Raw genomic sequence first — 17891 nt, 5'->3', positions numbered from 1 at the left:
CTCGTCCAGCTCCGACAGGAGGCCGTCCACACCCTCCCGGTCCGTGGTGTGGTCGTCCGAGAAACGACGGTCACCCGTCGCGTCCGGCACGTACTTCACGCAGACGACGATCCTCAAGCTCATGAGCGGTCTCTCCTGTCCCGGTGCGCGGGTGCACTGATCCTCGGCCTCACGTCGAGACCAGGGTACTGAGTGCCAGCCCTGAGCTCTCGTCGACTGGTGTCAGAGGCCCCATCGAGAGGATACGGCACTCAGTACCCCCCGTAAAGGAACTCAGTACCCTTGCCCTGGTCACAGGTGTGTCGCACACGGACGAAGCCTTCACGCCAAGGGCTGGAGGGCGACGGCCGCCTCTCCCGTGTACACGCGGAAGGTGAGCGACTCCTGCAGGTACAGCCGGACGGAGTCGGTGTCGTGGGAGAGGTAGCCGACCGAGACGTCCTGGCCGAGGAACAGCTCGAAGTCGCCGCCCCGGGTGGAGAGCAGGAACGCGCCCTCGATGGCGGGGGCCCAGATGATGTCGCCGTCCAGCAGCCGGGCCAGGTGGTTGTGGACGGGGTAGCCGTGGTCGCTGGTCTCGTTGACGGCGGTGAAGGCCTCGGCGCCGAGCAGCAGGGAGTACGGGCCGCCGACGCCGGCCAGCCGCAGCTCGGTGAGGGCGCGGCTGACCGCCTCCGGGTACTCGCGGACGTCCGCCGGGAGCTGGACCGGCGGGTTGCCGGAGCCGGCCCGGATGCCCTCGATGCCCGCGGCCCGGTAGCCCTCGAAGACGGCCCGGTCCTCGGCGCGGGCCAGGGTGCGGGCGGCGTCCTTGACCGGCTGCCAGTCGGAGTCCCGGGAGCCGCGCTCGACGTCGTCGACGGCCGCGCGCCCGACCGTGAAGGGGACCCGCAGCTCGACCACCGGCTGGGCGGCGCGGGCGTGCGCCTCGACGCCGTCCAGGGGAGCTTCGATCCCGCTCAGGTGGCCGGTGCCGACCGCGGCGAGGGTGGCGCCCTCGGGGCCCTGCAGGTCGACCACCCGCCGGCCGGCGACGTGCAGCGTGAAGGTCTGGCGGGCCTCCTCCTCGATCTCCGCCCAGGCGGCGGCCGAGACGGGGGCGAGTTCGCGGTGCAGGTTGTTCATGCGCGAGGTCCTGTTCGGGAGGTCTGCGGTCCGGCGGTCCGCCTGAGGCTGCCGATGCCGAGCGAGCCGTCCGACCGGGCCCCGCGGGACGGCGCGGCGGTCGGCGGGGCGGTCCGCGGCGCGGGCGGCGGCGCGGGCGGCGGGGCGTCCAGGAAGTCGGCGCCGGGGACGAAGAACAGCGAGCCGGTGACGGCCGTGGAGAAGTCGAGCAGCCGGTCGGTGGTGCCGGGCGGGCGGCCGATGAACATGTTGCGCAGCATCTCCTCCGTGACGCCCGGGTCGCGGGCGTAGCCGATGAAGTAGGTGCCGTGCTCGCCGCCCCGCTCGAAGGAGCCGAAGGCCATGTTGTAGCGGACGATCTGCCGCTCGTCGCCGTCCGGGCCGGTCACCGTGGTGAGCGCGACGTGCGAGTCGGCGGGCTTGGCGTCGTCGTCGAACTCGATGTCGTCGAGCTTGGTGCGGCCGACCGCCCGCTCCTGTTCGGCGACGCCGGTGGCCCTCCACTTCACCAGGTCGTGCAGGTACTTCTGGACCACGACGTAGCTGCCGCCGGCGAAGTCCGGATCCTCCTCCCCCACCAGGACGGCGGCCTCGGCGGCCCGGCCCTCCGGATTCTCGGTGCCGTCGACGAAGCCGAGCAGGTCGCGGTCGTCGAAGTAGCGGAAGCCGTGGACGGAGTCGACGACGGTGGCAGCGCCGGCGAGCCGGTCGGTGATCCGGACGGCCAGCTCGAAGCAGAGGTCCGTCCGGGGAGCCCGGAGGTGCAGCAGCAGGTCGCCGGGGGTGGCCGGGGCCCGGTGGCGGGGGCCGGCCAGTTCGGTGAAGGGGTGCAGGGCGGCCGGTCGGGGCCCGGCGAAGAGGCGGTCCCAGACGTCGGAGCCGATGCCGGTGACGCAGGTGAGGCCGTCCTCGGGGGCGCGGAAGCCGACGGCCCGGCGCAGCCCGGCGAGGTCGGGCAGCAGATCGCGGACCGCGTCCTCGCCGCCGGGATCGACGGTGAGGACGAGGAAGGCGGCCGCGCTGGTCAGCGGGGTGAGGACGGCCTGGGGTTCGGGCGGCACGGGGCGGTTCCTCCCTGTCCGGGGGCCGGGTGCGCGGGGGCCGGGTGCGCGGGGGCCGGGTGCGCGGGGGCCGGGTGCGCGGGCGCCTCGGGTGCGGCGGCCGGGTGCGCGGCGGCACGGATCGGCATGAATCTGATCATCCGTACGATTACACCGCACAGTGGACGTTTCGGCGCGGCCGACGCTCGCCCGGACGGCCGGAAGGGGCGGGTGCGCCGCGCACCCACCCCTTCCGTGGCCGCGGCCGTTCGGCCTACTCGGCCGGTTCCACGGCCTTCGCCTCGCGCGCCGCGACCAGCGCGGCGTGGGTCGGCCCGTCCGGCACCCCGGCCGGGCGGCCCTTGGCGAACTCCGCGCGCAGCACCGGCACGACCTCCTCGCCGAGCAGGTCCAGCTGCTCCAGCACGGTCTTCAGCGGCAGGCCGGCGTGGTCCATCAGGAACAGCTGGCGCTGGTAGTCGCCGAAGGTCTCGCGGAAGGTCAGCGTCTTCTCGACGACCTCCTGCGGGCTGCCCACGGTCAGCGGGGTCTGCGCGGTGAACTCCTCCAGCGAGGGCCCGTGCCCGTACACCGGCGCGTTGTCGAAGTACGGACGGAACTCGCGCACCGCGTCCTGGGAGTTCCTCCGCATGAACACCTGCCCGCCGAGGCCGACGATCGCCTGCTCGGGCGTGCCGTGGCCGTAGTGGGCGTAGCGCTCGCGGTACAGCTCGATCAGCCGCTGGAAGTGCTCCTTGGGCCAGAAGATGTTGTTCGCGAAGAAGCCGTCGCCGTAGTAGGCGGCCTGTTCGGCGATCTCCGGGCTGCGGATGGAGCCGTGCCAGACGAACGGCGGCACGTCGTCGAGGGGGCGCGGCGTCGAGGTGAAGCCCTGCAGCGGGGTGCGGAAGCGGCCCTGCCAGTCGACCACGTCCTCGCGCCACAGCTGGTGCAGCAGCGCGTAGTTCTCGACCGCGAGCGGGATGCCCTGGCGGATGTCCTGGCCGAACCACGGGTAGACCGGGCCGGTGTTGCCGCGGCCCATCATGACGTCCACCCGGCCGTCGGCGAGGTGCTGGAGCATCGCGAAGTCCTCGGCGATCTTCACCGGGTCGTTGGTGGTGATCAACGTGGTCGCGGTGGAGAGGATGATGCGCTCGGTCCGCGCGGCGATGTAGCCGAGCATGGTCGTCGGCGAGGACGGCACGAACGGCGGGTTGTGGTGCTCGCCGGTCGCGAAGACGTCCAGGCCCACCTCCTCGGCCTTGCGCGCGATGGCGACCATCGCCTTGATCCGCTCGTGCTCGCTGGGCGTGCGGCCGGTGGTCGGGTCGGGCGTGACGTCACCGACGCTGAAGATTCCGAACTGCATGCTGCCCACCACACTCCAGGGGTCCATGTCGTCCAATGTAGTCCAACTTTCAACCACCCTAGCATCCGGCTGCGCGGGATTGTTCCCCGGTGTCCGGACCGGGCCCCAACGCCCTCGGCCGACGAGCGCGGGCGCGGCGCCGACAAGCGGCGCCGACAATGGGAGGGGGCTTCCGGAAGGGCGGCGGACCGATGGCGGCGTACATCGCGGTGAGCGCGCTGAGCCACGAGGGCCTGGTGCGGGAGCACAACGAGGACAGCCTCGCGGTCGGCCCGTGGACGCTCTGCGCCACCGTGACCGCCAACCCGCAGACCCTGCTGTTCCCGCTCGGCCCGCCCTGCGTGGTCGCCGTCGCGGACGGCCTCGGCGGGCACCCCGGCGGCGAGGTGGCCAGCGCCCTGGTCGCCCGCCGGCTCGCGGCGGCCGGGGGCGGGCTGGACGGCGAGGAGGCCGTCCGGGCCGAGCTGCAGGAGTGCAACCGGGCCGTCTACGCGGCCACCGCCGGGCAGCCGGAACTGGCCGCGATGGGCACCACCGTCGCCGGGCTGGTGCTGCTGCCCGAACGGGCGGTGGCCTTCAACGTCGGCGACAGCCGGGTGTACCGGATCGACGGGGACGGGCTGCGCCGGGTCAGCGTGGACGACAGCCCGCCGCTGCCGCCCGGCCGGCGCACCACCTCGGTGGTCACCCAGACCCTCGGCGGCTCGCTCGGGCTCACCTTCGTCGAGCCGCACGTGCGGACCGAGCCGCTGGTGCCCGGCGACCGCTACCTGGTGTGCAGCGACGGCCTGACCGACCCGGTGCCCGAGGAGGAGCTGGCCGAGCTGCTGGCCCGGCCGGACGAGGGCTCCGGGCGGGCGGACGGCAAGGCCGCGTTCGAGCTGTGGAAGGCGGCGATCGAGGCCGGCGGGCCGGACAACATCACCCTGGCGCTGGTGCGGATCGGGGCCTGACGCCCGGTGGACGCCTTGCGGACGGACCGCGGACGCCGAACCGCCCCGGCGGGGGTGCCGGGGCGGTCGGTGGTGTGCTCGCGTCGGATCGGGTCGGATCAGAACTGGCTGGCGACGCTCACCCCGCTGAAGCCCTGCTGGGCGTAGAGGCTGAAGTAGACGTAGCCGGCCGGCGGGTTGGTGACGGTCAGCGTCTCGGAGTTGTCCGGGCCGGCCGAGCGCGTCGTGTAGGCGTTGGTGTACGCCCAGCCGGACGGGCTGTAGTAGAGGTCGGCGTTGCCCGTGCCGCCGCCGCTGGTGACGGTCAGCCGCTGGGTGCCGGCCGGCACCCAGACGTAGAAGTGCGCGTAGTTGCCGGTGGTGGCGGCGACGTTGCTGCGGCCGCAGTTCGCGGCCAGCTGGCGGGTGTCGGCGGCGGTGCACTCGGGCACCTGCGGGACGGTCGGGGTGGTCGCGCAGCCGCCGTTGGCGCAGCCGGTCAGCCAGCTGTCGAAGTCGGCGTCGTAGCGGGTGCCGATGGTGGTCTTGAGCAGCGTGCGGCCACCGGCCCAGTCCCCCACCCGGTACTTGGCGAGCAGGGCGTCCACGTCGGCGCGGTGCTGCTCCAGCATGTAGCGCACGGCCAGGTAGCCCCAGCGGTACACCCGCTCCTGGTCGCCGTAGACGGTGTCGAAGAGGTCGCTGAGCTTGTAGGTGTGCCGGGCGGCGGCCGCGATCGCGCCGTCGTTGACGACCTTGCGGTAGGAGTAGGAGACGTACTCGGCGAAGCCCTCGACCCACCAGACGGTCGGGGTGGTCATGCCGGCGTCGAAGTCGCCGTACATGTCGAAGCGGCCGTCGAGGTAGTGGGTGTACTCGTGGTTGAGGTTCCAGATCTGGAACGCCGGGCGGGCCCACTCGGCCTCGTAGCAGAGGAAGCGCGGCTGGTTGCCGGCGACGTTCGGCTTGCCCTCCAGGTACATGCCGCCGTTGTTGGTGTCGATGCCGTAGATGGCGGCGGCCAGCACCTGGTAGTCGAGCGAGGAGTGGAAGACCACGACCTCGATCGTGGTGTTGTTGTCGTCCTTGACCGGGCCGTTGTCACGCACCACCGAGTGGAAGAAGGCGTCCTGGCCGGTCAGGCTGGAGCAGGTGCTGGTGAGCTGGGTGCTGTCGAGCGCCTGGGCGATCAGCTTGATGCTCGGGCTGCAGGTGTAACTCACCTTCAGCACACCTGACTTGAGCTGGTCGGAGGCGTTGCAGACGCCGTAGTACGAGCAGTTGGCGGTGTCGTAGTAGCCGACCGCCTCGGCGACCGCGGCCCACTCGTGGACGGTGCGGCCGTTCGGCGCGGACTGCTGGGCGAGCGCCTGGACGAGCGGGCGGACCTTCGCCTGGAGCGCCGGGTACTGCAGGAAGCGGCCCAGCTCCTTGGTGGCGTTGTAGACCAGGACGTCGTAGTCGCCGCCGAGTTGGCCGTTGTTACGGGTCGCGAAGGCGGACAGCGCGTCCAGCACGCTCGGGTCGGCCTGGACGGCCGCCACGAAGTCGGGCAGCTGGTGGCCGCGGAACAGCACGGTGAACGCCGGGTTCACGGCCCAGGCCATGCCGGCCGGGTTCCAGGTGGCGCTGTTGTAGTCGTTCAGCAGGCGCTTGACCACCCACAGGTAGCGGGTGTTCTCCTGCGCGCTGTCGGTCAGGGTGACGGCCTCGCCCAGGATCTGCGCGTTGCCGGAGGTGACGTCGCGCGAGTGCGCGCCGGCGAAGAAGCCGTCCAGCGCCGGGCGGATCGCGCCCTGCAGGGCACTGCCGTACGGGCCGACGTCGTCCTTGTGGTACCACTGCACGAAGTAGCCGGCGCGCAGGTAGAGCACCAGCTGCTCGACCGAAGTGCTGTTGTCGCCCGGGTAGTTGACGGCGGCGTCGCGCAGCGCGTTCGCCACCGTGACCATCTGCGACTCACGGAAGGCGCCGGCCGCGTCGGTGCCGGTGAGCTGGAACAGCTGGTTGACGCAGTCCACGGCGGCGGAGGTGATCTGCTGCACCAGCGCGCTGCCCGTGCGGCTGGTGAAGTCGCCGGCGTTGCAGGGCTGTCCGGCGGCCAGGGACTTGGCGGCCGGCTTGGCCTCGGCCGGCGCGGTGTCCACCGGGAGCGGGGCGCGCCGGTCGGCGGTGGTGAACCGCCGCTCGTCGCCGTCCGGTCGGGCCGCGCCGGTGGCGGGCTGCGGGGCCGGCGCGGTGGGGGCGGCGCTGGCCGGGGGCGTGCCGCCGCCCTTCGCGGGGGCGGCGGGGGCGGCCTGGCCGCGCGGGGCGAACAGGCCGAGTGCCAGGAGCAGGGTCAGGGCGAACGTCAACAAGCGTGCCAGCTGCGGGAGTCGCAGCAGACGTACAGGACTCACGTGGGGGCCTCCGGGCCGTCGTCGGCCGCACTGGGGGTACGGCCGGTGGGGGTGGCGAGGACCGTTGGCGACGGGCCGCGTGGGGGCGGTTCCGCCGGGAACACGGTGGGGAGTGTGACATGTACCATGGCACACATCACATGACGTTGGATAGCCCTCGGCGGGTGCGCGATGCGCGGGCGGTTCGCGACGCAGCGGCGGAGGGGCCGTGCCGACGTGACGTCAGCACGGCCCCTCCGAGCGGGAGTTGGCAGCTCGCGGGCTACTTCCGGAGCAGCAGGACCACTCCGGCCGTCGCCAGGCCGACCACCACGGCGGCCGCGCCGTACGCCAGCCGGTGCGCGCGCAGCACGGGCAGGAAGCGGTCCACGGCGTAGCGGCCCGGACCGGTCAGGGCGAGCGCGGCGGCGGCCGCCGTCAGCAGCAGCTCGTACTCGTTGCCCTTCGGGGCGAAGAAGCCGCCACCCCAGGTGACGGCGATCGCGTTGACCATCGTGCCGACGATCGCGGCACCGGCCAGCGGGGTCAACAGGCCGACCGCGAGGGCGAGTCCGCCCAGCGTCTCGGTCAGGCCGGCGACCACGGCCATGGCGTGGCCGGCCGGGTAGCCGCTCATCGTGAAGAACTGGCCGGTGCCGTCCAGGCCGCCGCCGCCGAACCAGCCGAACAGCTTCTGGCTGCCGTGCGCGGCCATGGTCAGGCCGAGGGCCAGGCGCAGCAGCAGGAGTCCGGCGTCGTAGGCGTGCGGGGAGGTCGCCGCGGGCGCGGCGCCGCTCCAGGTCGGGCGGTCGGTCGTGGCGGTGGCGGCCGGGGCGGTGGCGGCCGCGGTGGGGGCGGTCGTGCTCGGGCTGCTGCTCGGCATGCGCGTCTCCATCGGTCGGGGTCGTCGGTCGGGGTCGCCGGTCGGGGCGATCACCAGGGCGATCGCGGTGCGGGCGGGCGGCCGGGCAGGGGGCGTCGCCCCGCCGCGCCGTTGTTCAAATTTGAACCGGCCGCTCTTCGACCGTACCCCGGAGTTCGAATTTGAACAACTGACGGACCGTGGGCGAGGTGCGCCCCTCGTCCGGGCCGGGGCAGGGTGGAGGCATGGCCCGAAACCCGCACGACCAGGACGCGACCGAGGACCGCAGCCCGTACACCCGGGCGCTGGCCGCCTTCGACGAACGCGTCCGGCTGATCACCCCCGGACAGTGGGACTCCCCCACCCCGTGCACCGACTGGAGCGTCCGCGACCTGGTCAACCACCTCACCGGCGAACAGCTCTGGGTGCCCGAACTGCTGATGGGCGCCACCGTCTCCGAGGTCGGCGGCCGCTTCGACGGCGACCTGCTCGGCGACGACCCGGTCGCCGCCTGGACCGCGGCCGCCCGGGCCGCCGACCGCGCCTTCGCCGTCCCCGGCGCCACCCAGCTGATCGTCCACCTCTCCTTCGGGGACGCCTCCGGCCGCTACTACCTGGACCAGCTGACCACCGACCTCGTCATCCACAGCTGGGACCTCGCCACCGGCATCGGACACGGCACCCGGCTGCCGGAGGACCTGGTCGACTTCGCCCTCGAACAGCTCGCCGACTACGGCGACCTCTCCGCCAGCGGCCTCTTCGACCCGCCCGTGCCCGTCCCCGAGAAGGCCGGCCCGCAGACCCGGCTGCTCGCCCTCGCCGGGCGGCGCGACCAGGAGTGAGGGCCCGCGACCGGGCGTGACGGCCGTCCCGGGAGCTCCGGCCGGGGTGTACGGCCTCGCGGCGCCGGATACTGGACAGTACGGGGGCCGGTATCCGGCGGCCGCCCGTGACTCCGTGCGAAAGGCGGTCGCGCCATGAGCCGCAGGCCGGACATCCTCGGCGAGTTCACCGCCGACCACCGCGAGCTCGGCACCCTGCTCGACCGGATCGAGGCCGCCCCCGAGGGCTCCGCCGAGCGCGGCGAGCTGCTCGCCCGGCTCACCGACCTGCTGTTCACCCACTGCGCCGCCGAGGAGGAGCACCTGTTCCCGGTGGTCCAGCACGACGTCCCGGACGGCGGGGCGCTGGTGTTCCGCGGCATCCACGACCACCTGGCCATCGGGCAGTACCTCGCCGACCTCCAGGGCCTGCGACCGGCCGACCCGGCCTTCGGCACGCTGGTCGCCGGCCTCGCCGAGACCCTGCGGCGGCACCTCGACGGCGAGGAGAAGGTGCTCTTCCCGGCCGCCCGCAAGGCCCTGCCCGCGGCGGCCCGGACGGCGCTCGGCGACCGGCTGCGGGCCGAGCGGGCGGCCCTCGGCCCGGCGGACTGACCGCCCGCGGACCGGGTCAGCTCTTCGGGCTGATCACCGCGAACCGGGCGCCCTCGACGTCCCGCAGCCGCGCCACCCGCCCGTACGGGGAGTCGAAGGCCGTGCCGACCGGCGCGCCGCCCAGCTCCACGGCCCGGGCCAGCGCCCGGTCGGCATCGGGGACGGCGAAGGACACCTCCCAGTGCGGCGGCAGCCCGGCCGGGCCGCTCGGCTGCGCCTTCGCCAGCGCCGCGACGCTGTGCCCATCGGCCCGCAGCACCACCCGGTCGTGCTCCCACCGGACCTCGAAGCGCTCCGGGTCGCGGCCGTCCCAGCGGAACACCTGGCCGTAGAACAGCGCCGCCGCGAACGGGTCCGGAGTGCGCAGCTCGATCCACATCGGCGCGCCCGGCAGGTCCAGCCGCCGGGCCCGGCCCGGCGGGCCCTCCCAGATCCCGAACGGCGCGCCGGCCGGATCGGCGGCGAAGGCCACCCGCCCGGCGTCGAAGGCCAGCGGGCCGACCGCCAGGGTCCCGCCGCGCTCGCGCACCGCGTCGGCGGCGGCGTCGGCGCTCTCCGTCCCGAAGTAGGCCGTCCACGCGAGCGGGATCGCCCCGCCGCCGGCCTCGCCCAGCCCGGCCACCGCCTCCCCGCCGACCACCGCGTGGACGTACGGGCCGAAGCGGTCCGGCCCGGGCTCGAACTCCCACCCCAGCAGCGGCCCGTAGAACCCCTTCGCACCCTCCAGGTCCCGGGCCGTCAGGCTCACCCAGCACGGCACGGCCGCCACGCAGCGCACCTCGGCGGGCGTCTCACCGCTGCCCATCGCGAACCTCCTCGCCCACCCGGCCGCCGGGCCCCTCCCGACTCCCACGACCCTCCGGCCGCCCGGGACGCCCACAGCCTAGGCCGACACCCGCACGGCCCCCGGGAAGGCATGGCCGGGCTCAGCGCACCTGTTCCAGCACCCGATGCCAAGTGTGACGCAGGTCACATGAGGAGGGGAAATAGCGGGGAGGGAATCCCCGTTTTCGAGTACGTTGGCTTAAGCGGGGAGAAGTTCCCCGGTATCTTGGAGGAGTCGTCGTGACCACCGCAGCCGCTGAGTCGGTCCGCCCCGAGGGGAGTGTGCGTGCGCCGAAGTTGCGTGCGGATGCGAGCCGGAACCGGGAGCGGATCGTGCTGGCGGCCCGGGACGCGTTCGTCGAGCACGGTGCGGACGCGCCGCTGGACGAGATCGCGAAGCGGGCGGGGGTCGGCAATGCCACGCTGTACCGGAACTTCCCGGACCGCGCGGCGCTGATCCGCGAGGTGGCGCTGCTCGTCAAGAACCGCATCCTGGCTCTCGCCGAGACGGCGACGGTCGAGGCCGCGGCCCCCGGCGGCGGCGGTCCGTTCGACGCTCTGCAGCGGTTCGCGCACGCGGCCGTCGCGGAGAAGGTCGGCGGGCTCTGCCCGCTGTTCACCGGCCACGTCGACCCGGACGACCCGGAGTTGATCGAGATCCGGGAGCGCCTGCGGTCCGCCGTGAGCGGGCTGATGGAGCGCGCCCGGGCCGCGGGCGAGCTGCGGCCGGACGTCGACCACGGCGACCTGTTCATCGCGATCAGCCAGTTGACCCGCCCGCTGCCCGGCACCTCCTGCCAACTGCTCGACGGGTTCGTCCACCGGCACCTGCAGCTGTTCCTGGACGGCCTGCGTGCCCCCGCCCCTTCGACGCTGCCCGGCCGGGCCGCGACCTTCGAGGACTTCAAGCCCCAGCACTGACCACCGCCCGAACCACCGCACCGACCCCGTGACGCCCCGACCGGCCGCCACGGCCTGATCCCCGCACGCCCCGAGTCCCGTACGGCAGTCGACCCCGCCGCGACGGCGGCCGACCGTGCGCACCCACGCCCCACGCACCGTGAAGTGAGTACCCCCATGTCCCAGACCGACGCCCGCCCGGCGACGCCGGCCGATCCCAGGCGCTGGAAGGCCCTGATCTTCATCGGCCTCGCCCAGCTGATGGTCGTGCTCGACGCGACCATCGTGAACATCGCCCTCCCCTCCGCCCAGCGCGACCTGGGCATATCCGACGGCAACCGCCAGTGGGTGATCACCGCCTACGCGCTGGCCTTCGGCGGCCTGCTGCTGTTCGGCGGCCGGATCGCCGACCTGTGGGGCCGCAAGCGGACCTTCGTGGTCGGCCTGACCGGCTTCGCCCTCGCCTCCGCGCTCGGCGGCGCCGCGGCCAACACCGCGATGCTGCTCGGCTCCCGGGCCCTGCAGGGCGTCTTCGGCGCGCTGCTCGCGCCGGCCGCGCTGTCGCTGCTCGCGGTGACCTTCACCGAGGCGAAGGAGCGCGCCAAGGCCTTCGGCATCTACGGCGCGATCGCCGGCGGTGGCGGCGCCATCGGCCTGATCCTCGGCGGCCTGCTGACCGAGTACATGAACTGGCGCTGGACCTTCTTCGTCAACATCCCGTTCGCCATCGTGGCCGCCGCCGGCGCCGTGCTGGTCATCCGCGAGCCCGCCGAGGGCCGCAACCGCAACAAGCTGGACGTCCCCGGCGTGCTGCTGGTGACCACCGGCCTGGTCTCCCTGGTGTACGGCTTCACCCGCGCCGAGTCGAGCGGCTGGCTGGCCGGCAGCACGCTGGCGCTGTTCGCCGCGGCCGCCGCGCTGCTGACCGCGTTCGTGCTGGTGGAGCGCCGGGTCAAGGCCCCGCTGCTGCCGCTGCGCGTGGTGCTGGACCGCAACCGCGGCGGGGTGTACCTGTCGCTGGGCCTGGCCGTGATCGGCATGTTCGGCCTGTTCCTGTTCCTGACCTACTACCTGCAGGTCGTGCGCGGCTACAGCCCGGTGCTGACCGGGGTGGCCTTCCTGCCGATGGTGGCCGGCATGATCACCGGCTCGACCCAGATCGGCGCCCGGCTGATGACCCGCGTCCCGGCGCGCTACCTGATGGCGCCCGGCTTCCTGACCGCCTCGGTCGGCATGTTCCTGCTGACCCACATCGGCATGGACACCTCGTACCCGGCGCTGGTCCTGCCCGGCCTGATCCTGATGGGCCTCGGCATGGGCACCGCGTTCATGCCGGCGATGAGCCTGGCCACGCACGGCGTCCAGCCGCGCGACGCGGGCGTCGCCTCGGCGATGGTGAACACCTCGCAGCAGGTCGGCGGCGCCATCGGCACCGCGCTGCTGAACACCATCGCGGCCAGCGCCACCACCAGCTGGCTGACCTCGCACGCCACCTCGCCGGAGGCCGCCAAGGCCCTGCAGCTCCAGGGCATGGTGCACGGCTTCTCGACCGCGATCTGGGTGTCCTTCGGCATCCTGGTGACGGCCGCCACGATCGCCTTCACCCTGGTGAACGCCGGACGGCCGGGCGCGGCCGGCGGCGGCGCGGGCTCGGAGGCGGGCGCGGCGCGGCACGACGAGGTGCCGGTGATGGCGCACTGACCCTCGTACCGCCCCCCGCCGTGGGGTGACTCGGGTGCGCACGCGGCCCGTCCGGTGTCCTTCGGGGCCCCGGGCGGGCCGCTCGCCGTTTCCCGCCCGGCGGCGCACCACCGCCTCGCCCGGGCAGCCCCCGCCCCCTCGAACCGGCGGCCCCGGTCGACGAGAATGTCCACGGGACGGGACTGCCCGCCCGGCGTCCCCGTGGACACCGCACCGTCCGAGCACCGTCCGAGCACCGCCCTGGCCGCGCCCGAGGGAGGACATCGTGCACCACCGAACCGACCAGCTCGCCGACAGCAGGTACCTCCTGCTCACCACCTTCGGCGACGACGGCAGCCGGCTGGACTCGCAGCTGTGGGTGGTGGCCGACGGGACCGCGCTCGGCCTCTGGACGCCGGCCCACTCCGGCGAGGCCGAACGCATCCGCCGCCACCCCCGGGTGCTGGTCGGCCCCTGCGACGCCCACGGGCGCCCGACCGGCCGCCGGCTCCCGGCCCGCGCCCGGCTCTGCGACGAGGACGCGACCGCGCGCTACCGCACCTCGCTGATCAACAAGTACGGCCTGCCGGCGCTGCTCGCGCTGGCCCGCAGCCGGTTCCGGGTCGGGCTGGCGGGGACGGTCGGCATCCGGATCACGCTGAACGAGCCGGAGCAGCGCCTGCTCGGCCCGGACTGGCGGCCGCCGAGCACGTACTGCGTCAACTGACCGGCGGCGCGGCCCGATGCGGATCCGGCGGGGTTCAGGTCCCGTCGTCCGGCGCCCGGGCCAGGTCGGCGGGCTCGCAGGCCTCCCGCCCGGTCGCCACGTGCACGACCCGGACCGCCCGGTCGGGGCCGCCGGGCACGACCCGCTGCTCGTGCCCGCAGCGCGGGCAGATCAGCGGGATGCGGGGGCGGCCCGGCTCCCGGCCGGCGCGGTCGTCCGGGTGCGCGGCGCTCACGACAGCGGGTGGGTCGGCAGCGGGTTGACCTCCTGGATCTCGGCGTGCGCCTTGGTGAGCAGCTGCGAGGCCAGGTCGTTGAGCGCGCGGGCACCCGCGATCTCCTCGCCGACCCGCAGTTGGTCCGGGTCCGAGGGGTGGCGGCTGCTGTAGCCGTGGGCGCGCACTTCCGTCCCGTCGCCGAGCCTGAGCATGGCGGCCGCGGTCGTCCGCGGGCCCTCCTCGCGGAACTCCATCTCGATGTGCCAACCGACCAGAGTCTGCATGGCGGATCACCTCCATCGGTTACTCCTCCAGGGTGCGCCGCACCCTGGGTGAACACCAGGCCAGCCCGGACGGCCGGGAAACCCGCTGGTCGGGGCGGGTGGGAATCCGCCATCATCGCGGGATGATCTCGATGCGGCCCGTCCTGGAAGTCCACCACCCCGAAGGCTTCTCGCTGTGGCCCACGAGCCACGAGCCGACCGGGCTGTTGGTGCTGGACGGACGGCTGACGCCGGAGCAGGTCGGCACCGCCGTGCACCGGCTGGCCGAGCTCAACGACGTCGACCCCGAGCCGGGCGAGGAGCGCGGCCCCCGCCCGGCGGACCCCCTGGGCGCCTTCCTGCACGGCCTGCTGACCGTGGACCCGTACGTCACCGGCGGCCTGTACGTCACCGACTCCGCCACCGGCACCGTCTTCGAGCCGGGCTGCTGCTACGGCCTGGAGGAGTGGCGGGAGTGGCACCAGGTGGCGGACGGCGGCGGGGTGGTCTGGTTCGGCCACGACCCGTGGACCACCGGCGAGGCGCCCCGGGCCGCCCGCCTCGGCCGGCTGGTCCGGCTGACGCAGGCCCCGGACGACCCGGACTCGCCCGTGATCGAGCTGCCGGTGGACGAGCTGCGCCGGCTGCTCGCCGGGGCCGAGCGGGACCTGTGCGACTTCCTCGGCCTGGTGCGGCCGTGGGCCGAGCGGCAGCTGCCCGGGCACGCCGCCGCCGTCACGCGCGCGATCGCCCGGGCGCTGGAGCTGGAGCCCGCCGCCGACGAACCCGCCACCGAGGAGCCCGCGCCGTGACCAGCTTCCGGACCCACCGGGCGAAGGTGCACGACACCGCCCTCCCGCCGCACCGGCGGCACAGCGCGCTGCGGACCTGCCTGACCGAGTTCGCCCCGTACGGCCTGCGGGCGACCTACCACCACCTCACGCTCAGCGCCCGGATCCCCCGCCGGCTGGAGGCCGACCCCGACGCGCTGGTGCGGGCGGTGGAGGAGCTGCACGAGGCGCGCGAGCTGTGGCTGGCGCGGTTCGCGGAGCACGTCGCGCAGCGCCGGGCGGAGAAGCGGGCGGGCCTCCGCCGGCCGGTCCGGACCCCGTGGTGGGACCGGCCCCGCTGGGACGCGCCGGACTCGGCCTGGTACCACGACCCGTTCCTGCACCCGCGGTTGAGCCTGCCCGCGTACGTCCGGCGGCAGAACTCGCTGCTGGACGGCGCCGAGCCGCCCGGCTGCCCGGCCTGCGGGGAGGAGGGGCCGGCGGTGCCCGTCGAGGCCGGGCCCGGGACGGTCGAGCTGTGCCGCTCCTGCGGGTGGGTGCTGGTGCCGTGCCCGTGCCGGTGGTGGCACCACGTCCAGTCGGTGAAGCGGGTCGGCTGGCAGCGGACGTGGCGGCGGGACCACCTGACCGACAGCGGCGAGCCGAACCCGCACTGGCCGCGGAACCTGGGCACGGACCGGGTGGCGCTGCTGGCGGTGTACCACCAGCACCCGGCGTTCTGACCCGGCGGGGGCTCAGCGGGCGGCGCGGGCTCAGCCGGCGTGGGCCGGGACGGCGACCAGCAGGGTGCCGCTGCCCTGGACCCGCACCTCGAAGTGGTCGATCTCGCCCGGCTGGAGCCCGGTGCCGCCGGAGGTGTGCAGCGCGTCCGGGCTGCCCGTCGAGCCGTAGCCGCCCGCCGGGACGGTCCAGCTGGTCACCGTCTGCTCGGGGCCGTGGCCGGCCTGCGGCACGGCGACCAGGCGGCAGGTCAACGGGCCCTGCACGCCGGAGAGTTGGAGGCTGACCTGGCTGCCCCAGGCGGCACCGCCCAGGCCCACGGTGGCCTTGGCGCCGGTGGCCGGGTCGGTGGCGCTGAACCGCTCGGCGACGGCGACCACGCCGGGCGCGGACCCGCCGGTGACCACCGCGGCCGTGACCACCGGGCCGAGCGCCACCAGCGCGGTCGCGGCCAGCGCCAGCACCAGCCGCCGCACCCGGCCGCGCCTCCGGCCGGCCGTCACCTCGGCGACCAGCCGGTCCAGCAGCTGCCCGCCGGGCTGCGGGACGGGGTCGGCCGGCTCCCGGCCGGCGGCCCGCGCCGAGGCGGCGTACTCGGCCAGCAGCGGTTCGACGGGCGCGAGTTCGCGCACCTGCTCGGCGCAGTCGTCGCAGCCGGCCAGGTGCTGTTCGAACGCGGCGCTCTCGGCGGGCTCCAGCAGGCCGAGCACGTACGCGCCCGCGTCGAGGTGCCGGGCGTCGCCCGGGTCGGGGCGGTCGGGGCGGTCGGTCACGATGTCACTCCCCGTTCCTCCAGGGCGAGCCTGAGCGAGCGCAGTGCGTAGAACACCCGCGACCGGACGGTCCCGGCCGGGATGCCGAGTTCGGCGGCCGCCTCCTTGGCGGTGCGGCCCTTCAGGTAGGTCTCGACGATGATCGCGCGGTGCGCGGGCGAGAGGTCGCCCAGCGCGTCCGTGATGGTCATCATCCGTAGGGCCCGGTCGAGTTCGTCCTCGGCGGGCAGCTGTTCCAGTGCGGCGGCGTCCACCTCGCGCGGCCTGGCCAGGGCGCTGCGGTGGTCGTCGATGACGATCCGCCGGGCGACGGTGACCAGCCAGGGCCGCAGCGAGGCCGCCTGCGGGTCGAGCCGGTGGAGGTTGCGCCAGGCCCGGACCAGCGTCTCCTGGACGACGTCCTCCGCGCGCTGCCGGTCACCGGCGACCAGGTGGAGGACGAAGCCGAAGAGCGGCCCGGCGTGCTCCCGGTAGAGGGCGCGCATCAGCTCCTCGTCCGGCGCGCCGGTGCCGGGCGCCCCCCTGCCGGGTGCGGCGTCGCCGCGCCCGGGGTGCTCCTCGGTCACCGTTCCATCCTTGCGCACCTGTGCCTCCCGGGCGAGGAGGGGCGGCGGCCCTCAGTAGCCATAGCCGCTGCTCGGCGGGCTGGGCGCCGGGTTCACGGGTGTCGGGTTCACGGGTGTCGGGTTCACGGGTGTCGGGTTCACGGGTGCGGGGGTGGTGTTCGTCGTGGTTCCCGCCTTTCCGCCGGTCGGGGTCAGCGCGAACCAGATCCCGGCGAAGCCCTGGCCCTTGGTGTCGCCCGGCTTGCTGTCCGGCGAGTAGCGGTAGGCCGGCCAGCCGTTGAGGGTGACCTGCTTGCTGCCGTCCGCGCGGGTGACGCTGCCGACCAGCTTGCTGTCGATGCCCTTCACCGTGACGTGGCCGTCGTCGCGCTCGGGCGGCCAGAGGGTGGCGCAACCGCCGGTGCAGGAGGACATCGACGGGTTGTTGCTGTCGTGGTCGAAGCGGTAGAGCGTGAAGCCCGCGCTGTCGGTGACGATCGTGCCGAGTTTCGGGTCGGTCGCGGTCTGCAGGGTGGCGCCGGCCGGCGTGCTGGGCGCCGCGGGTGTACTGGACGAGCCGGAGCCGTACGAACCGGAGCCGGAGGAGCCGCAGCCGGCGACCAGGGCCGCCACCGCGGCACCCCCGGCGGCCAGCACCGCGGCCCGGCGGGTGCGGGGTGTGCTGCGCATGGGTGCTCCCGGACTCGGTATCGGAGCGGACACCCGGGAGTACGGACGGCGCCGCCGGACTGCTCAGCGGAATACCCGGCCGACGGCCACCGTTGTGGCGGGCACATGGTCTGAACCGCCGCCTCCGGAAGGGAAGGAATCGCGAGATGAGCAGCACGGTCGAGCTGACCAAGGAGAACTTCGACGAGATCGTCCCGGGCCCGGAGGGCAAGGACTTCGTCTTCATCGACTTCTGGGCCGGGTGGTGCGGGCCGTGCCGCCAGTTCGCCCCGGTGTACGAGAAGGCGGCCGAGCGGCACCCGGACCTCGTCTTCACCAAGGTGGACACCGAGGCGCAGCAGGAGCTGGCCGCCACGTTCGGCATCCAGTCGATCCCGACGCTGGCGATCATCCGCGAGGGCGTGCTGGTGTTCTCGCAGGCCGGCGCGCTGCCGGAGGCGGTGTTCGAGGACCTGATCGGGCAGGCCCGCAACCTGGACATGGCCGAGGTGAAGCGCAAGGTCGCGGAGGACCAGGCGGCGGCCGAGGGCCAGGCCTGACGCTGCCGCTGCCGCTGCCGTGCGAGGGCCCGGGGAGCACGTGCTCCCCGGGCCCTGCCGCGTCCGCACCCGATGT

At 74.2% G+C, this 17891-nt stretch carries 20 protein-coding genes and 1 pseudogene; 9 read left to right on the top strand and 12 right to left on the bottom strand.

Features of this window, described 5'->3' with window-relative positions; all coding sequences use genetic code 11:
• From VM95_RS41890 to VM95_RS28555, 4 genes and pseudogenes are all read right to left on the bottom strand, one after another.
• Positions 1–123: pseudogene (locus VM95_RS41890) on the bottom strand (electron transfer flavoprotein subunit beta); the annotation flags it as partial.
• Positions 124–321: 198 nt separating this feature from the next.
• Positions 322–1125, bottom strand: a complete 804-nt coding sequence (locus tag VM95_RS28565) for a family 1 encapsulin nanocompartment shell protein (RefSeq protein ID WP_045702018.1) — start codon at positions 1123–1125, stop codon at positions 322–324.
• Positions 1122–2186 (bottom strand): Dyp-type peroxidase, encoded by a 1065-nt coding sequence (locus tag VM95_RS28560; protein ID WP_045702016.1) that lies wholly within the window; start codon positions 2184–2186, stop codon positions 1122–1124. Before VM95_RS28560 ends, VM95_RS28565 begins: the two co-directional genes overlap by 4 nt.
• Before the next feature lie 253 nt (positions 2187–2439).
• Positions 2440–3537: an LLM class flavin-dependent oxidoreductase gene (locus VM95_RS28555; RefSeq protein WP_045702038.1), complete on the bottom strand. Its 1098-nt coding sequence runs from the start codon at positions 3535–3537 to the stop codon at positions 2440–2442.
• A gap of 191 nt (positions 3538–3728) precedes the next feature.
• Between VM95_RS28555 and VM95_RS28550 the strand changes: the two genes are divergently transcribed.
• Positions 3729–4490: a PP2C family protein-serine/threonine phosphatase gene (locus VM95_RS28550; RefSeq protein WP_045702014.1), complete on the top strand. Its 762-nt coding sequence runs from the start codon at positions 3729–3731 to the stop codon at positions 4488–4490.
• 98 nt (positions 4491–4588) lie between these two features.
• On the opposite strand, the gene VM95_RS28545 is transcribed toward VM95_RS28550, so the two are convergent.
• Both VM95_RS28545 and VM95_RS28540 read right to left on the bottom strand, forming a co-directional pair.
• The gene (locus tag VM95_RS28545) at positions 4589–6868 is read right to left on the bottom strand and encodes a M9 family metallopeptidase (RefSeq protein WP_078860682.1); all 2280 of its coding nucleotides are present in this window, start codon (positions 6866–6868) and stop codon (positions 4589–4591) included.
• A gap of 262 nt (positions 6869–7130) precedes the next feature.
• Complete coding sequence (locus VM95_RS28540; protein WP_045702012.1) at positions 7131–7730, bottom strand: DoxX family protein; 600 nt, start codon at positions 7728–7730, stop codon at positions 7131–7133.
• A gap of 224 nt (positions 7731–7954) precedes the next feature.
• Between VM95_RS28540 and VM95_RS28535 the strand changes: the two genes are divergently transcribed.
• Together VM95_RS28535 and VM95_RS28530 are read left to right on the top strand one after the other, a co-directional pair.
• The gene (locus VM95_RS28535) at positions 7955–8551 is read left to right on the top strand and encodes a TIGR03086 family metal-binding protein (RefSeq protein WP_045702010.1); all 597 of its coding nucleotides are present in this window, start codon (positions 7955–7957) and stop codon (positions 8549–8551) included.
• A gap of 135 nt (positions 8552–8686) precedes the next feature.
• The gene (locus tag VM95_RS28530) at positions 8687–9145 is read left to right on the top strand and encodes a hemerythrin domain-containing protein (RefSeq protein WP_052706281.1); all 459 of its coding nucleotides are present in this window, start codon (positions 8687–8689) and stop codon (positions 9143–9145) included.
• Between the two features lie 16 nt (positions 9146–9161).
• Here the strand turns inward: VM95_RS28530 and VM95_RS28525 are convergent, their stop codons facing one another.
• A complete protein-coding gene (locus VM95_RS28525; protein WP_045702008.1) occupies positions 9162–9950 on the bottom strand; it encodes a VOC family protein in 789 nt (262 codons plus the stop codon).
• 260 nt (positions 9951–10210) lie between these two features.
• Here VM95_RS28525 and VM95_RS28520 point away from each other — a divergent pair, with 260 nt between their 5' ends.
• From VM95_RS28520 to VM95_RS28510, 3 genes are all read left to right on the top strand, one after another.
• A complete protein-coding gene (locus tag VM95_RS28520) occupies positions 10211–10891 on the top strand; it encodes a TetR/AcrR family transcriptional regulator (RefSeq protein ID WP_045702006.1) in 681 nt (226 codons plus the stop codon).
• Positions 10892–11047: 156 nt separating this feature from the next.
• Positions 11048–12571, top strand: coding sequence for an MFS transporter (locus VM95_RS28515; protein ID WP_045702004.1), 1524 nt, complete (start codon positions 11048–11050; stop codon positions 12569–12571).
• Positions 12572–12836: 265 nt separating this feature from the next.
• Positions 12837–13277, top strand: a complete 441-nt coding sequence (locus VM95_RS28510) for a PPOX class F420-dependent oxidoreductase (RefSeq protein ID WP_063773578.1) — start codon at positions 12837–12839, stop codon at positions 13275–13277.
• Between the two features lie 34 nt (positions 13278–13311).
• Here VM95_RS28510 and VM95_RS28505 read toward each other — a convergent pair whose 3' ends face one another.
• Positions 13312–13512, bottom strand: a complete 201-nt coding sequence (locus VM95_RS28505; RefSeq protein ID WP_045701991.1) for a hypothetical protein — start codon at positions 13510–13512, stop codon at positions 13312–13314.
• The gene (locus VM95_RS28500) at positions 13509–13778 is read right to left on the bottom strand and encodes a DUF1876 domain-containing protein (protein WP_045701989.1); all 270 of its coding nucleotides are present in this window, start codon (positions 13776–13778) and stop codon (positions 13509–13511) included. Before VM95_RS28500 ends, VM95_RS28505 begins: the two co-directional genes overlap by 4 nt.
• A 122-nt stretch (positions 13779–13900) precedes the next feature.
• Here VM95_RS28500 and VM95_RS28495 point away from each other — a divergent pair, with 122 nt between their 5' ends.
• Both VM95_RS28495 and VM95_RS28490 read left to right on the top strand, forming a co-directional pair.
• Positions 13901–14569: a hypothetical protein gene (locus tag VM95_RS28495; RefSeq protein ID WP_045701987.1), complete on the top strand. Its 669-nt coding sequence runs from the start codon at positions 13901–13903 to the stop codon at positions 14567–14569.
• The gene (locus VM95_RS28490) at positions 14566–15270 is read left to right on the top strand and encodes a hypothetical protein (RefSeq protein ID WP_063773577.1); all 705 of its coding nucleotides are present in this window, start codon (positions 14566–14568) and stop codon (positions 15268–15270) included. Before VM95_RS28495 ends, VM95_RS28490 begins: the two co-directional genes overlap by 4 nt.
• Before the next feature lie 30 nt (positions 15271–15300).
• On the opposite strand, the gene VM95_RS45310 is transcribed toward VM95_RS28490, so the two are convergent.
• Genes VM95_RS45310 through VM95_RS28475 form a run of 3 tightly spaced genes read right to left on the bottom strand, consistent with a single transcriptional unit; the run spans position 15301 to position 17276 of the window.
• Positions 15301–16041, bottom strand: coding sequence for an anti-sigma factor family protein (locus VM95_RS45310; protein ID WP_045701985.1), 741 nt, complete (start codon positions 16039–16041; stop codon positions 15301–15303).
• A complete protein-coding gene (locus VM95_RS28480) occupies positions 16038–16625 on the bottom strand; it encodes a sigma-70 family RNA polymerase sigma factor (protein WP_078860680.1) in 588 nt (195 codons plus the stop codon). The genes VM95_RS45310 and VM95_RS28480 overlap by 4 nt, the downstream gene beginning before the upstream one ends.
• Before the next feature lie 33 nt (positions 16626–16658).
• Positions 16659–17276 (bottom strand): hypothetical protein, encoded by a 618-nt coding sequence (locus VM95_RS28475; protein ID WP_052707632.1) that lies wholly within the window; start codon positions 17274–17276, stop codon positions 16659–16661.
• 146 nt (positions 17277–17422) lie between these two features.
• On the opposite strand from VM95_RS28475, the gene VM95_RS28470 reads away from it, so the two are divergent.
• Positions 17423–17815 carry a thioredoxin family protein gene (locus VM95_RS28470; RefSeq protein WP_045701981.1) on the top strand — a complete coding sequence of 131 codons (393 nt, stop codon included), beginning with the start codon at positions 17423–17425 and terminating at the stop codon, positions 17813–17815.
• Positions 17816–17891: the final 76 nt, after the last annotated feature.

It is taken from the genome of Streptomyces rubellomurinus, assembly GCF_000961885.1.
Taxonomy (GTDB): Bacteria; Actinomycetota; Actinomycetes; order Streptomycetales; family Streptomycetaceae; genus Kitasatospora; species Kitasatospora rubellomurina.
The sequence above is the reverse complement of the archived record's forward strand: the minus strand, read 5'-3'. Positions and strand labels throughout refer to the sequence as shown.

Coding starts and splice junctions, on each gene's coding strand:
- VM95_RS28495 (WP_045701987.1), top strand. CDS start 13,901: ATGATCTCGATGCGGCCCGTCCTGGAAGTCCACCACCCCGAAGGCTTC.
- VM95_RS28500 (WP_045701989.1), bottom strand. CDS start 13,778: ATGCAGACTCTGGTCGGTTGGCACATCGAGATGGAGTTCCGCGAGGAG.
- VM95_RS28540 (WP_045702012.1), bottom strand. CDS start 7,730: ATGCCGAGCAGCAGCCCGAGCACGACCGCCCCCACCGCGGCCGCCACC.
- VM95_RS28470 (WP_045701981.1), top strand. CDS start 17,423: ATGAGCAGCACGGTCGAGCTGACCAAGGAGAACTTCGACGAGATCGTC.
- VM95_RS28475 (WP_052707632.1), bottom strand. CDS start 17,276: ATGCGCAGCACACCCCGCACCCGCCGGGCCGCGGTGCTGGCCGCCGGG.
- VM95_RS28550 (WP_045702014.1), top strand. CDS start 3,729: ATGGCGGCGTACATCGCGGTGAGCGCGCTGAGCCACGAGGGCCTGGTG.
- VM95_RS28515 (WP_045702004.1), top strand. CDS start 11,048: ATGTCCCAGACCGACGCCCGCCCGGCGACGCCGGCCGATCCCAGGCGC.
- VM95_RS28555 (WP_045702038.1), bottom strand. CDS start 3,537: ATGCAGTTCGGAATCTTCAGCGTCGGTGACGTCACGCCCGACCCGACC.
- VM95_RS28535 (WP_045702010.1), top strand. CDS start 7,955: ATGGCCCGAAACCCGCACGACCAGGACGCGACCGAGGACCGCAGCCCG.
- VM95_RS28525 (WP_045702008.1), bottom strand. CDS start 9,950: ATGGGCAGCGGTGAGACGCCCGCCGAGGTGCGCTGCGTGGCGGCCGTG.
- VM95_RS28565 (WP_045702018.1), bottom strand. CDS start 1,125: ATGAACAACCTGCACCGCGAACTCGCCCCCGTCTCGGCCGCCGCCTGG.
- VM95_RS28530 (WP_052706281.1), top strand. CDS start 8,687: ATGAGCCGCAGGCCGGACATCCTCGGCGAGTTCACCGCCGACCACCGC.